18 protein-coding genes are annotated in these 12,897 nt (G+C 58.2%); 7 read left to right on the forward strand and 11 right to left on the reverse strand.

The genetic code is table 11. The annotated features are described in order from the left end of the window. Positions 1–154: 154 nt before the first annotated feature. Entirely contained in the window at positions 155–364 is a 210-nt protein-coding gene (locus LIX15_RS00100) for a ribbon-helix-helix domain-containing protein (protein WP_049970475.1), read from the forward strand. Between the two features lie 8 nt (positions 365–372). Here the strand turns inward: LIX15_RS00100 and LIX15_RS00105 are convergent, their stop codons facing one another. Beyond that, positions 373–783, reverse strand: coding sequence for a JAB/MPN domain protein-containing protein (locus LIX15_RS00105; protein WP_227775489.1), 411 nt, complete (start codon positions 781–783; stop codon positions 373–375). Positions 784–955: 172 nt separating this feature from the next. On the opposite strand from LIX15_RS00105, the gene LIX15_RS32655 reads away from it, so the two are divergent. Next, positions 956–1,090: a DUF7503 family protein gene (locus tag LIX15_RS32655; RefSeq protein WP_265338394.1), complete on the forward strand. Its 135-nt coding sequence runs from the start codon at positions 956–958 to the stop codon at positions 1,088–1,090. Between the two features lie 3 nt (positions 1,091–1,093). Here the strand turns inward: LIX15_RS32655 and LIX15_RS00110 are convergent, their stop codons facing one another. Further along, positions 1,094–3,151: a hypothetical protein gene (locus LIX15_RS00110; RefSeq protein ID WP_227775490.1), complete on the reverse strand. Its 2,058-nt coding sequence runs from the start codon at positions 3,149–3,151 to the stop codon at positions 1,094–1,096. Between the two features lie 109 nt (positions 3,152–3,260). Next, positions 3,261–3,935, reverse strand: coding sequence for a hypothetical protein (locus LIX15_RS00115; protein ID WP_227775491.1), 675 nt, complete (start codon positions 3,933–3,935; stop codon positions 3,261–3,263). Positions 3,936–4,155: 220 nt separating this feature from the next. On the opposite strand from LIX15_RS00115, the gene LIX15_RS00120 reads away from it, so the two are divergent. Next, positions 4,156–4,848: a VOC family protein gene (locus LIX15_RS00120; protein ID WP_227775492.1), complete on the forward strand. Its 693-nt coding sequence runs from the start codon at positions 4,156–4,158 to the stop codon at positions 4,846–4,848. Here LIX15_RS00120 and LIX15_RS00125 read toward each other — a convergent pair. From LIX15_RS00125 to LIX15_RS00135, 3 genes are all read right to left on the reverse strand, one after another. Next, a complete protein-coding gene (locus tag LIX15_RS00125) occupies positions 4,815–5,615 on the reverse strand; it encodes a helix-turn-helix transcriptional regulator (protein ID WP_227775493.1) in 801 nt (266 codons plus the stop codon). The genes LIX15_RS00120 and LIX15_RS00125 overlap by 34 nt on opposite strands. Before the next feature lie 249 nt (positions 5,616–5,864). Then, positions 5,865–6,155, reverse strand: coding sequence for a DUF5779 family protein (locus LIX15_RS00130; RefSeq protein ID WP_227775494.1), 291 nt, complete (start codon positions 6,153–6,155; stop codon positions 5,865–5,867). A gap of 38 nt (positions 6,156–6,193) precedes the next feature. Continuing rightward, complete coding sequence (locus LIX15_RS00135) at positions 6,194–6,643, reverse strand: ferritin-like domain-containing protein (RefSeq protein ID WP_227775495.1); 450 nt, start codon at positions 6,641–6,643, stop codon at positions 6,194–6,196. A 303-nt stretch (positions 6,644–6,946) separates the two neighbouring features. Here LIX15_RS00135 and LIX15_RS00140 point away from each other — a divergent pair, with 303 nt between their 5' ends. Then, positions 6,947–7,114 (forward strand): DUF7989 family protein, encoded by a 168-nt coding sequence (locus LIX15_RS00140; RefSeq protein ID WP_227775496.1) that lies wholly within the window; start codon positions 6,947–6,949, stop codon positions 7,112–7,114. Positions 7,115–7,182: 68 nt separating this feature from the next. Here the strand turns inward: LIX15_RS00140 and LIX15_RS00145 are convergent, their stop codons facing one another. Further along, a complete protein-coding gene (locus tag LIX15_RS00145) occupies positions 7,183–7,416 on the reverse strand; it encodes a DUF7563 family protein (protein ID WP_227775497.1) in 234 nt (77 codons plus the stop codon). 222 nt (positions 7,417–7,638) lie between these two features. Between LIX15_RS00145 and LIX15_RS00150 the strand changes: the two genes are divergently transcribed. Beyond that, on the forward strand, positions 7,639–7,794 hold the full coding sequence (locus tag LIX15_RS00150) for a DUF7557 family protein (protein ID WP_227775498.1): 156 nt from the start codon (positions 7,639–7,641) through the stop codon (positions 7,792–7,794). Between the two features lie 36 nt (positions 7,795–7,830). On the opposite strand, the gene LIX15_RS00155 is transcribed toward LIX15_RS00150, so the two are convergent. The 3 genes from LIX15_RS00155 to LIX15_RS00165 all read right to left on the reverse strand — a co-directional run bounded on the left by LIX15_RS00155 (position 7,831) and on the right by LIX15_RS00165 (position 9,637). Next, positions 7,831–8,439: a protein sorting system archaetidylserine decarboxylase gene (locus tag LIX15_RS00155; RefSeq protein WP_227775499.1), complete on the reverse strand. Its 609-nt coding sequence runs from the start codon at positions 8,437–8,439 to the stop codon at positions 7,831–7,833. Continuing rightward, a complete protein-coding gene (locus LIX15_RS00160) occupies positions 8,439–8,885 on the reverse strand; it encodes a DUF5799 family protein (protein WP_227775500.1) in 447 nt (148 codons plus the stop codon). Before LIX15_RS00160 ends, LIX15_RS00155 begins: the two co-directional genes overlap by 1 nt. 476 nt (positions 8,886–9,361) lie before the next feature. Beyond that, on the reverse strand, positions 9,362–9,637 hold the full coding sequence (locus tag LIX15_RS00165; RefSeq protein ID WP_227775501.1) for a ribonuclease P protein component 4: 276 nt from the start codon (positions 9,635–9,637) through the stop codon (positions 9,362–9,364). 165 nt (positions 9,638–9,802) lie between these two features. On the opposite strand from LIX15_RS00165, the gene LIX15_RS00170 reads away from it, so the two are divergent. Together LIX15_RS00170 and LIX15_RS00175 are read left to right on the forward strand one after the other, a co-directional pair. Then, a complete protein-coding gene (locus LIX15_RS00170; protein WP_227776942.1) occupies positions 9,803–10,849 on the forward strand; it encodes a glycosyltransferase family 4 protein in 1,047 nt (348 codons plus the stop codon). A gap of 41 nt (positions 10,850–10,890) precedes the next feature. Further along, a complete protein-coding gene (locus LIX15_RS00175; RefSeq protein WP_227775502.1) occupies positions 10,891–11,997 on the forward strand; it encodes a glycosyltransferase in 1,107 nt (368 codons plus the stop codon). Here the strand turns inward: LIX15_RS00175 and LIX15_RS00180 are convergent. After that, positions 11,994–12,815, reverse strand: a complete 822-nt coding sequence (locus tag LIX15_RS00180) for an HD domain-containing protein (RefSeq protein ID WP_227776943.1) — start codon at positions 12,813–12,815, stop codon at positions 11,994–11,996. The genes LIX15_RS00175 and LIX15_RS00180 overlap by 4 nt on opposite strands. Between the last annotated feature and the right edge of the window lie 82 nt (positions 12,816–12,897).

The following is a 12,897-nucleotide window of genomic DNA, read 5'->3' on the forward strand; positions in this document are numbered from 1 at the left end:
TCTCGTAACCGCATCTAAAACGGAGCTTGTATCCAATCTCTACACACCAACATGTCGAATACGACCACAAAAGATGGAACTATTCTCTGTCGCTTTCAGATCCGAAGTTGCAGGGGTCACAAACAATAACCCGGAGGACGACAAACTACCGGGCATGACGGATTACACGACGGTTTCCATTCCGAAGGATCTCGCCGACCGAATCGAGGTGACTATCGAGGGAACGAGTTTTTCCAGCACGAGCGATCTCGTTCGGTTCCTCTTGCGGAGTATCGTCATTCAACATCAGCAACAGGGAAAACTGACGGAATCGGAGTTCACCGAAATCACCGACCAACTGCGCGAATTAGGGTATCTGGAGTAGGAACACGGTTACAGTAGTTCGACGGGCGGTTCGGCATCGACGACGACCAGCTCCTGTTTTCGGCCGGCCCTGTCGAACGCGGCTATCGTGTCGGTCGTCCACGGCGGCACCGCGACCAACATGACTTCGTGTAAATCGTCCGTTCGAGCGACTTTGAGGCGGCCCTGTGGATGCGATGTAAAACGCCCTTGCGTCTGTCTGGCAGGAATGGAGAGATCCATCCCGAAGACGGCCGTTACCGACCCACCTGTATTCGGCGGGTAAAAATGCGTAAAAACGGGCGTCTTCGGTGGAAGGCCGTCTCTACCGCGTAACTCGCTCGCGGACGTTACCGAAAGCGGGACGGTCACCGTTTCTGGTTCGGCGTCTGATGCCAGTTCAAGGAGCGCGTCTCTCAATCCGCGGGTAACGAACACCACGCTCTCGTTTCGTGTCGTGGTAAAATAACACCGTCGCTAGACACTCTCTCACAAATGAAACATATGTCATGAATTCTAAAAAACAATATAATAAAATAATGTCGACAGATGCAGTATATATTCTGAATTTAAAATAGAAAATTTAATATGTTTTCGTATGAAACGGTATTGTATGGCAGAACACGACCTTACCGCGTACCTCGAAGCGAACCCCCGAATGATCGGCGTGCTGTTTACTATCGCGCTCATACTCTCGCAAGCGGGAAGTGTCGCAGGCGCTTACGCAGTCGGAACCAGCGGCCCGTAAAATTCACAATCCGGCAACATCAATATCTACACTCCACATCAACTGACCATCTATACTAACGGGAACGTTTTCCAAGGCAAGATGGTCTTCAAGCTCGTCCGCTGAGAGCGTCATCGTCGGAAGTGACCCAGACGTGAGAAACATTTTGTCCGAGGTTTGGGGCTTGATTATCCCGCCGAGTCCGTCCGCCCCGCCGATGTACGTTTTTCGCTCCAGTTCGAATACGTTCCCTTTCGGCTTGATTTCGAAAAGGAGTGCAACTGCGCTCTCCGTCTGCACCATATCCACACTTCCATCGCCGACGACAATGTACTGCCCGCCGATGAGACTTCGGTCACGTGCGATATCCAGTGCTGCCCAGAGTGGAAAGCCGCGATTCAGCAGTCGCACCATCGCTTTTCCGACCCGAACCGCACCGCTGTTTATCACGTCGTCCAGCGTGACGACGCCACCGACGGCACCCGCGTCGATGAGCGCCATTCCCTGTTCGTACGACTGACAGGCGTTGAGCAAGAACGCTTCGACACCGACCGTATCGAGCGTCCTCGCATCGAGTATTCCGTCGGCGCATTCGAACCCACTCTCGTCGATGTGTCCGATGTAGTGAAGGAACTGCGTCTCCGCTTCGAGAATCGACCGAAGCTCCGTGACGGTGAGGTCGTTATGAACCGTCACGTCAAACGGTAGTTCGTCACGCGACCCGTACACCGAATCAGCGAGGTTACGCTCCTCGTCCATCTGTTCATCGTTACAGACGACCGCGATGTCGATTTCTCCCGCCGGTGCTCGCTCGAGGCGGTTGCGGAACGCCGCTGCCGTCGCCTTGCTCGCACCGACCCGAGCGTCCTCACCGACCCACGCCTGTTCCAGCGAATCCTCGGTCGCTGGTCCGACCAGCGACCGAGGATTCGACGGCATCTCCGTCGTACTTCGGGTGGTGTCCCCGCCTCGGACGAACTCCTTGACCGCCGGAACCTGTACCGCGGATGTTGACACTTCCACCGCTTGCGGCGTTCGGATGACTGCAAGGTCGTCCACGAGGAACGGCAGCATTTCGACGTTCTCGACTGTTGGCGCAACGTGCGTCGTCAGCTGCCAGTCCGGAACGAACCCCTCGATACATTCGAATGGCACCGAGAGGTACGCCTCCAACTGCTCCGCCAGCGAAGCGTGATAGAGCCGTTCGAAGTCGAAATCGACCACGGATTCGACCTGCTGGCGTTCGTGTAAGTCCACGGGATACAGCCCCTCGGTTCGGGTTACACAATCGAGGAAAAACGCCTGTTTCAGTACGCGCTCTACTTCTCCCTCGAAACCGCGCGCGCTTCGAAGCTGATGTTCGAACCCGTCAGCGAGGATTCGCGGAACGTTCCCCGGAACCAACTCCGCGCCGAGGTAGTAGGCCAACGGTGCGACCGGAAAAATAAACTCGTACTCCGGTGGCACTTCGATTTGGATGTCCGCCTCCGCCAGGCGCAAATTGTCCGGTACGTGGAGTTCATCGCCGAGTTCAATCGTCGGTGGGTGACCCCGCAAGGTCGGGAACGACCGTTCCGGACTCGTCGTCTTCAGTGCGGGTCCGAACGCCGAAATCGCGGCCATCATATCGACCGGGTCGCTGGTTGTCGTCACGGTTCCCGCCGGGTGCCGATGGGACGACCGGCCACCGACGAACGTCTCGGTTTCCGACCCGAACTCCAAGACGACGCGGTCGAACGATGCGGTGACGCTCAGCTCTGTTTCGGCGACGACGTACAGTTTGATCGGGGTACAGAGTTCGATGCTGTACGTCCCCGCAGGAAGTTTCTCGCACCCGATTCCCTCCACGCTTGACAGCATCGCTCCGTTTCCATCGCGGACGTACACCGCCGCAGGGGCCGAAAGCGTTAGGCGGTCGGTCGAGATAACGACTGCCTCATCCACCGGGAAACAGCACGAACGAGGGTCGGTTGCGACTGGTCGAACCGCGTTCGGCGTCCGAAGCGTACACGTCCGACGCTCCATCGCGTCGCGTATCACGATTCCCGCCTCGTTCTCACAGGAATCGAACGAAATGGTCACCGGGTAACCTCCAGATTTCGAGAGGTCTGATACCGGCACTCAGAAAGCATATGTGGGGAATATCAATCAAATAGTAAAAAGCTATCGGCAATTCGGAATACTCGCGCAACTATATCGGTGCAAACCGCCGAACCGTCGAAGCCAACAACGACGGATAGCGACGACGGGAACCGTCGAGGGCATCGGCGAGTGTCGCCGCAGCGCTGTCGAACACGCCAGCGCCGTGACCGACGAGGATTCGCTCGGGGGTCAGTCCGCGCAGTTCGTCCGGCGGAAGCAGTCGAACCATCGGGTGAACGCCGAGTCGTTCGCGCTCGGTTCGAAAGTAGTCCACAGTTCCGATTGATTCCGGAACGATGAGAGTACCGGTCGATTCGTCGTACAATCCAGCCTCCTGCCACGCGGGATTGTCGAACAGCTTCAAAACGCGGAACCCCGTATCGGCCAGCGACGTTTCGAACCGCCGAACCGGAATTCCGGTGACGCTCCGTCGAACCCACGTCGGGAGGTAGAGCGGGACACCGTGCCGCCGGGCGATTTTCTCCGCATCGCGCATGTGCCGGCCGAGGAGGACGACGACGCCCGCAACCTCGCCGTATTCGTCGAGCAAGTCGTCGAGGTCGGGCGCATCGATCGGGTCGATAACCCACACGTCGCCGTCTACTGCGATGGCGTGGCTTGCCCTCTGCATCGCCTCGTCGGGATAGGCAATCCACCCGACGCCGCCGTCCCATCTGTCGATTTCTTGGAATCCGTTCGAGGATTGGGTTTCTTTGAGCGGCATGTACTGAAATAGTCCCGCATGCGGCATAAATCGACGGGGCGATAGGTTCGAGGGGAGCGTTCGGGTTGGTTCTGCGAACGGTTGATTCGTGGTGACGATGTCCGTCGTAAACGATTCGCTCGGTACGGTTGCTCGCCGTCGCGGGCGGCCGCTGACGACTGCCAGTGACCGCTAGCGACCGGTGCGACGTTTTAAGCGCCGTCGCTGTGTATTCCGGTGCATGCTTTCGGGTCTTCGCTGGCTTGCGCTGGAAGTGAAATATCTCGACCGTGCGCGGGAGTTTTACGAAACGTTTCTCGACCTCCCGGTTCGGGAGGCAAACGAGCGGGAAGTCGTCTTCGACGCCGGAGAACACACGCTCGTCCTCCGCAGACCGAACGGCGTTCCCCGCGGCGGCGTTCATACCCACTACGCCTTCTCGACGCCGAAAGCTCGATACGACGACTGGTACGATCGGCTTTCACGCGATTTCGACCTCGTGGAACACGATTTCGGGTCGGCGCGCTCGCTGTACTTTTACGACTCTGACGGCAACTGCGTCGAAATCGGTAGCACGGACGAGGACGGCGACCCGATTACGGGCATCTTCGAAATCGTCCTCGAAGTCGAAAATCTCCCGGAGGCGGAGCAGTTCTACGCCGACCTCGGATTCGAAACGTACAATCGCGGCACCAGTCGAAAACGGGTTCGGATGGGCGGTCCCTTCGACCTCGAACTGTGGGAGCCACAGCTCGGTATCGCGGACGCGAGGGGCGGCGTTCACGTCGATATCGGATTCGATGTGGACGATCCGATGGCCGCGAAAGCCGACGTAGAAGGCCGTTCTTCCGCGGTCGAAACCGTCGAACCGGGGATTCGAATCCGCGACCCGGACGGCCACTACCTGACGTTCGTGTCCAGCGATTCGGCGTAAGCAGTGGCGGACTCCGCGTCCTTCCAAATGTACTCAAACAGTTCTGTTCCCCAACAGCGCGCACGTTCCGATTCCGCGACGAACTCGGTTTGCGCGTCGTACGACCCGTCGAGAAGTGGAAGGGAAAATAGGAGACAATCATCCGTCACAGTCAGCGCGAACGCCACGTCCGCCACGCGAGTCCGGAGGTTGTCTCCCCCGTCATTTTCGCCGACGTCCGCGTCCGTGATCAAATCCGCGAAAACGTCTTCTCCTAACACGAGTCGGGGGTTATCACAACCGGCGAGGAACGCATTCGAGTACCGTTCGTTGAAAACCGGAGCGATGACCGACGCCGCGGTCGCCGGTTCGAGTCGTTTTTCGACCTCCCGCACCGCTCGCGAGGGTTGTGTATCGGTCGCGCGGACGATTTCGCCGTCAGCGAGGTCGGCGAGGCAGGAACGGAATGGACGGGGAAGGACGGTAATATCGTGATTCCGCCAGTAATCGATATCCGTACGTAGAACGCGCTCTGTTTCCCGTTGATGCTCGATGAGGTCGGCGACGACTGACCCCGTCCCCGTTACCGCCCACCGTTTCCGTCTCGGGACGTGAATCAGGCCACGGTTCTCCAACTCGGTCAGGGCGTTGTACACTGCTGACTCGCTCGCGAGGTTTCGATTTAACAGCGATTGGGTCGAGTCACTGCCGTCGGCGATGGCCAGCAGTACGTCGGTACGCGCTCCCGAACGAAGCACGTACTCGATGAAGGGCTGTGGGTTCTCCATACCAGCACATACGAATTGTATCGTCTGATTCTTTTCACTATCGTTCCTCGCCAATTTTTCATCACATTCCAAACTATTCGGACTGCTCTTCTAACTGTGTAATATTCTAGAAACTGAAATGGAATTTTTATATACCACGATGCCGCTCACAATAGTTGGGCCACTCTGTGGCCCCCGCTGACGCTTCTCGGGTGCAGTGGACTCACCGTGGCATTCTGGTCGCTGTGCCCGCCCTCAGATGTGCGTTTCTCAGAGTTCGCTCGTATCTATCTCGATATCCGGCGGCGAGATGATGAGAAACTTCCTGAAATGCACCAAGTTCCCGCCGCACTGTTTCACCGCCGGTGCGAGATCCGCGGCGAGTTCGTTCAAATCGCCGTCGATTGCGAGAACCAGCACGTTCCCGTGTTCGATTGCCGCTATTCGCTCTGCGGCGGGAGTGGTTCCGTCGAGGACGCCAAGCATAACTCGTTCTCCGTCGACGAAATCCATCTCCTTCTCGGCCGTTCTCAGGTCGAGGTCGAAACCCGAATTGCTCATGCAAGCCACCTCTCACCCCCCCGAGAAAAATCCTTGCCTTATTTATCGTACTCGCGTTTGAACCCACGGAATTCCGTCCTGTGGGCCTCCTCGTCGGCGAGAATGGTCACACCGAGGTCCTCGGTCACTGGGTCGTCCGCCTCCTCCGCGGCTGATATGATCGACCGATAAGTCTCGATGGCGTCCTCTTCGGCTTCCAGCACACCGTCGATAACCGACAGAACGTCCGTGCTGTCTTCGGGCGGTTGTAGGTTTTCCTGTCGCGCCTCGAAGTCGTAGGACGCCGGTGGTCGTTCGTCCAACTGCTTGAGTCGTTGACCGATCATCTCCGCGTGACCGAGTTCCTCCTGAATGTCTGCTTCGAGGCTCTCTTTGACCTCCTCCGCACTGACTCCCTCGAGGACGATGGAGTTAGTGAGGTAGTTCATCACCGTTTCTATTTCATCGCTGTACGCTTTCCGAAGGAGTTCGGTAACGTCGCTTGTCATGCTTTCTGTGATACGAGGCCGAGCTACCTTACCGTTGTGGCGAACGCATGCGGCAGTACAGTACGTGCGACAAAGGTTGCGACCCTCGTAAGTATTATAACACCTGCGTTACAGAGTAACACAGTACAATGGGACTGGTAGACACTGACTCTCATATAACCCCAGTGAGCGGTGGTGCTGTCGGCGCACGTCTTATTGTAGGGGTCTAACGCCCCTACCCATCCACATCCACGACCTGCTGAACCACATACCAACCGACAGCCGACAGCGTATCAATCCACATTGGCCGAGGACAGAAAACATATGACTGACAACCGACGACCGACAACCGATACCCAGCGAACCGAGAGCGACAACCGACAAAGAACGAACGACGACCAGCAAACGATGGCGGACGTTGACCACACGCCACCGCGCGAGGCACCCGGCGCGAACCGCGTGTTCGAGCGCGGCAACGAAGGCCGACGCTAGCCGCCATCGAATCGGTAAAAGGAGTCGCACTGCGTTTGTTTTCCACCCGTCCCCACACCCCTCCGAAGTTAGCGGAGCGGTTCTCGACCGCCGATAAGCTTGGCCGTGTCCACGTGTTCTGCCCGCGCCCCACCTTTCTTGACCTCCGTGGCGGTCATGCATTCGAGGCATCCGAACACGTCGTTCTCGTTGTTTCCGAACACGCGGGCGAAATCGCGAGTCACGAACGAACCACAGCTTCGGCACCGGTTCTCGGCGACGGTGTCATTTCGACTGGTAAGCCTGCTGTCTGTCGTTGTCATAGTGAACCTCAGCGATACGTGTAACACAAGCGTGGGTACTTTGTTATCCGGTCGCTGTCGGTGCGAAATCAACCCCTTCCACTCGGAAAGACAGGTCTGCGAAAGCAGTAACGGGTGGTTACTCGGACGAACAGCGAAAATCGAGGTCGAATCGCAGCTAAAACGAGCGCGAATTTGGTTCCGTCCAATCCTTTAATGCCTTCGCGGGCGTCGGGACAACCGATGCCCAAGATAGAACTCGACGAGAAAACCGTCTCGCGGCTCGATAATCTTCGCGTCGAAGACGAATCCTACGACGAACTCGTCACCGAACTCATCAACATCTACGAAGCGGAGGAGTTGACGCTGTTCCACGGCGGCGATTATTCGAGTGACTGAAGTAAGAAGAAAGCGGGGAAAAACGATGAAGCGCGACTATTCGTCGGAATTGTGAGCGGCGGATACGGCTAAAACCGTTTCACCCGCGCGGACGCGCTCTCCTTTCGCCACGCCCACGTCCTTCACGTCGAACGATTCGGGAAGGAGGACGTCCGCGCGACTGCCGAACGCGATATGGCCGAGTCGTTGCCCTCGCTCCAGCGTCTCACCGCCTTCAACGTATGGGTGAATCCGGCGCGCGAACGCTCCCGCGATGAGCGTCAACTCGTATTCCGAAAACCGGATGCGGACTTTCTCGTTGTTGTCCGATTCCTTGCTGAAGGCGGGGCGGTGCTTCCCCGGTTCGTGTTCGACCGACTCGACCTGCCCGGATAGCGGCGCGCGGTTGACGTGAACGTCGGTGACGTTCATGAAGACGCCGACGCGGACGCGGTTTCCTTCCTCCCGAATCACGGACACCCGGCCATCGGCGGGCGAGAGAACGCCGTATTTCGGCGATTCGCGCACTGGGTCGCGGAAGAAGAGCAGCGTCGCACCCCCGAAACCGAGCGCGAACAAGGTGGCAATCGGCGACAGCAACCCGATCGGCCCGGCGAGCAGAAACGCCGGGAGCGCGTACCGCCACGCACCGGGTGCAAGCTGCATCACTCCTGTACCGCCGTTCGGACGCGATTCCACTTGTCGTTCGATTCGAGGCGACTCTGGAGTTCGTTGGCGTATTCCTGTGCCAACCCTTCCGCAGCGGCGAGGCGTTCCTCGTCGATTCCATCGCCGCCACCGCCCATTCCGAGGGCGTCTTTGACGGAGCTAAAGATTCCCTTGCTCTCTTTTTTCTGCGGCTTTCCACCCATCGTGTTCATCTGCGATTGGATGTTTTTCATCTCGGGCATCACCTGCCGAACCTTGCTCGTGTCGGCGACGAGTTTCGCCCGCTCGTCATCGCCGGGGTTTTCGATGTCGAACTCGACGGCTGTCATTACCAGACCCCACTCCTGCCGCGAGAAGCGCGAATCGGTGACTCGTTGGGAAAATTCCCTATCGACGGCCATTCTATCTCCCACGATCATGTCCGTCCACTGTTGTCTGGCCATGGTAGAGAATGGTGCGGCGCGAGACTTGTCGTTTTCGTCTTCGAGGGGAGTTTGGATGGATTCAGATTTCGGGTGTGGGAGTTCGACCGGTACGTTACTGAAACCGAAGGGACGACTCACATGACCGTGGTTTCTACGTGTAGATGTACCTTCGAATGTTGATTTTGACGAGATAGAGATGACAACTGCCGACTCCAAGCCACGTGTTCCAGATGTCTCGAAACCCTCTGTGTTTTGACGGTTCGGAAGAGCTTCGCTCTTCTGGTGGCTACGGGCGAGGACGTGGCTTGGGGTCGGAATCTGCAACCAAAATAATCGAAACGCGATATTCTCTAGCCACTCCCGCCAACCACTGCTCACAGACGTGAACGAGCACGCGAGTAGGCGGTGCCTACGGGAGTAACACTCGGTCGTAATCGCTGCTTTCCGAGGAAAATACTACCGGAATCAAACGCACTCGCCAGTAGTTTCTGACACTATTCGTAGGGATAGCGGGACTGGATGCCACAGTCGCAGGTAATGACCACGTGGCCCTCCTGCAATCTGACGCGGGCGTTCTTTCCAGGACGGAGGTACGCGTCACAGGAATCGCAGGTAAATCGCTTGAATTGGTGGGGGAGCGAAAGGCGATTTCGCTCGGCGATTCGTTTGGCAAGCCGGACATACTCCCGTGCGCGCTCGTCGTTGCAGTCGGCGGCGGCGGTGCTCGCAAGTCCTGCGAGTCGCTCTATTCTCTCTTGAGCTACAGTCATTCGGAATGGGGGGGGGTGGGGGGTTTCCGGGGCGAGACAGGACAAGGATAGAAGGTTCCTGTATTGCCCCATTGGCCTCATGTTCCCATGGCAAGAAATACTTTGTGGTCATTTAACGATCCCTTTCCGAAAGCGGTAATGGTCGGCTATTCCATCACTTCGCCAGTGCGTGCACTCAACTACCTCGAACTGGAATCCCAACTCGAACGGAGCGGTATCGGAACCGCCACGAAGCACCAACGAAAGTCTCTCGCGAGGACTGACGTGGATGTCGTCACTTCGCCGTGGCGGGGCGGAACGCCGGTTCATGGCGTCGCTTCCCGGGCGGTAGGACGCGATTTCTTCGCGGATTTCGACGTAGCCCACTGCAACGTCATCGGGCCGGGTTCGGTCACGGTCGCGCGCCACGCGAAGCGCGAAGGGATTCCGCTTGTGCTCCACGCGCACGTCACCAGCGAGGACTTCGCGGAGAGTTTTCGGGGTTCGACGCTCGCTGCGCGACCGCTCCGGCGCTATCTGCGGTGGTTCTACTCGCAAGCCGACATGGTGCTCTGCCCGAGTCAGTACACGAAATCCGTGCTCGAAGCGTACCCCATCGACGCGCCGATCCGACCGATTTCGAACGGCGTGGACGCGGAATCGCTGGAAGGATTCGAATCCCTGCGCGAGGAGTACCGCGACAGATACGACCTCTCCGGGATGGTCGCGTTCACGATGGGCAACGTCTTCGAGCGCAAAGGTCTGACGACGTTCTGCCGACTCGCGCAGCAGACTAATTTCGACTTCGCGTGGTTCGGTCCCTACGACACCGGCCCGCAGGCCAGTTCGACGGTGAAACGATGGGTACAAAATCCACCGGAAAACGTCACGTTCACCGGGTGGATAGACGACAAACGGGGCGCGTTCGCGGCGGGCGACGTGCTTTGTTTCCCGGCGAAGGACGAAAATCAGGGTATCGCCGTCCTCGAAGCGATGGCCTGCGGCAAGGCCGTCGTCCTCCGAGATATTCCGGTGTTCAGGGAGTTTTACACCCACGGCGAGGACTGTTTGCTGTGCGAGACGGAAGCGGAGTTCCAGCGTGCACTGGAACTCCTCGACCGAAATCCCGAACTGCGCGAGAAGCTGGGCGAAAATGCACGAAAAACCGCCGAGGAGCACAGTTTGGAACGACTTGGAGATAAACTTACAAAAACGTACCGCGAACTCGCGTGAAGTCACAAGCCCTTAACACCTCGTCTGCGAATGGCGAATCAATGAGTCGATGGGTCGCCGCGTTCACGGATACGTATCTGCCGACGATAAACGGCGTCACCTACACGATTCGGTCGTGGCGCGACTGCTGGGAGAGAAACGGCGGCCGGATGGACGTGGTGTACCCCCGGTCGGACGAATACGTACCCGAGAAGGGGGAACACCCCATCGGGAGCCTTCCCTTTCCGTTCTACGACGGCTACCGACTCGGGACACCGCGGATTCCGAAAGCCGTCACCGGCGCCGAAATCGTTCACGCGCACACCCCGTTTGCCATCGGACTCGGCGGCCTTCGACTCGCGTGGAGACAGGACAAACCGTTCGTCACTTCCTACCATACTCCGACGGGCGAGTACGCGGATTACCTCGTCTCGAACGAATCCGCCGCAGAGTACGTCGAACGAGCGTCGGTCGCCTACGAACGTTGGTTTTTCGGGCGCTCCGACGCGGTACTCACCCCGAGCGAAGCGACCCGGAAATACGTCGTGGAGACGGTCGGCGTGGATGCCCCCGTTCACGTCGTTCCGAACGGCATCGACATCGAGCGATTCCATCCCGTCGAAACCGCCGACTTCGTGAACAAATACGACCTCGACGGCGACCGGCCGCTCGTCGGCTACACGGGTAGACATGGCTACGAAAAGCGACTCTCGGAACTCATTACCGCCGCCGAGGGAACGGGGTTCACCGTCGTTTTCGGCGGCGACGGCCCCGCCCGAAAGTCGCTGGAAAAACAGGCCAGCGAATCCGACACCGACGTTCGGTTCCTCGGATTTCTTGAGCGGGATGAGATGCCCGCCTTCTACTCCGCGCTGGACGCGTTCGCCTTCCCGAGTCCGGTCGAAACCCAAGGCCTCGTCGCCCTCGAAGCGAACGCCTGCGGGACGCCCGTGATCGGCGCAAACTCTGGCGCACTGTCAAATACTATTATCGAGGGAGAAACGGGGTATCACTTCGAAAGCGGCGACACCGAGGGGTTTCAGGACGCCATTCGACGCGCGCTATCGGAGCGCGACCGTCTCAAAGAATTTTGTCTCGCCCGCCGTTCAGAAGTCAGCGTCGAGCGGGCGATAGACAAATTGGAACGAGTGTACAACAATCTCGCTTAGAGTTCCATTCGCTCGACGATGTTGTCGCTCCCCTCGCGGACGTTCAGGGCGACGATTCGGATGTCGTCTTCCAAGCCGGATTTGTGAAGTTTCGCCTTGAGCAGGTTGTCGACCTGATAGACGCCCGCCGCGTTCATCATCTCGATTTCCACCAGAACCGGGATGGTGTCGCCCTCTCGGAGGCTGACTCTTTTGATGGCCTGACTGGAAACAGTGTTGATGCCACGGCCGCCTTTCTCGTACGGTATGCGCGAGCGACCGTGTTCCATGTCGAGTGCGTCGGCGACGCGAATGACGCCCGCTTCGGTCGTGAGCGGGTCTTCTTCGGTGTGATGACAGAGAATCGCGTGCAGGATTTCACCTTTCATCCGAACCGTATCCGCCGTGTCGTAGAAGTTCGGAAGGATGCGGTCGAGGATATCCGCGGCCAACGGAATCGAATAGTACGTGTGGTCGTCGCGGTGGACGACGTGACCGATATCGTGGAGCGTCGCGGCGAACGCGACGATGACGCTTTCGTCTTCCTCGTCCAGACCCTCGTCCGCAGCACCGTTGAACTCGACGCCGCCGCGCTTTAACAGGTCGTAGAGGAGGAGTGCGCGATTGAGGACGATTTCGATGTGTTTCGAGCCGTGGTCGTTGTACCCCTTTCGAGCCACGGCGTTGACGTTTTGCGCGTCGAGATACGTCTGAATCTCGATGTCATTGTCGATGAATTCGAGAACCTCGTTCAGCTTCTCGTCCGGAAAGGCGTGGTCGGCGTCGGGGTCGTATGAACGCCGTCCGTTTGTGACGGGTTCCGTTTCGGGGTCGTCCATGGCCATACCTTTCCGTCCGGCACAAAAAAGTTCTCGGGCGCGCCGCTCGGTGGAAGACGAGTTAGATGGCTGATCCGAATGT

The organism is Haladaptatus pallidirubidus (assembly GCF_020700235.1).
Lineage (GTDB): Archaea > Halobacteriota > Halobacteria > Halobacteriales > Haladaptataceae > Haladaptatus > Haladaptatus pallidirubidus.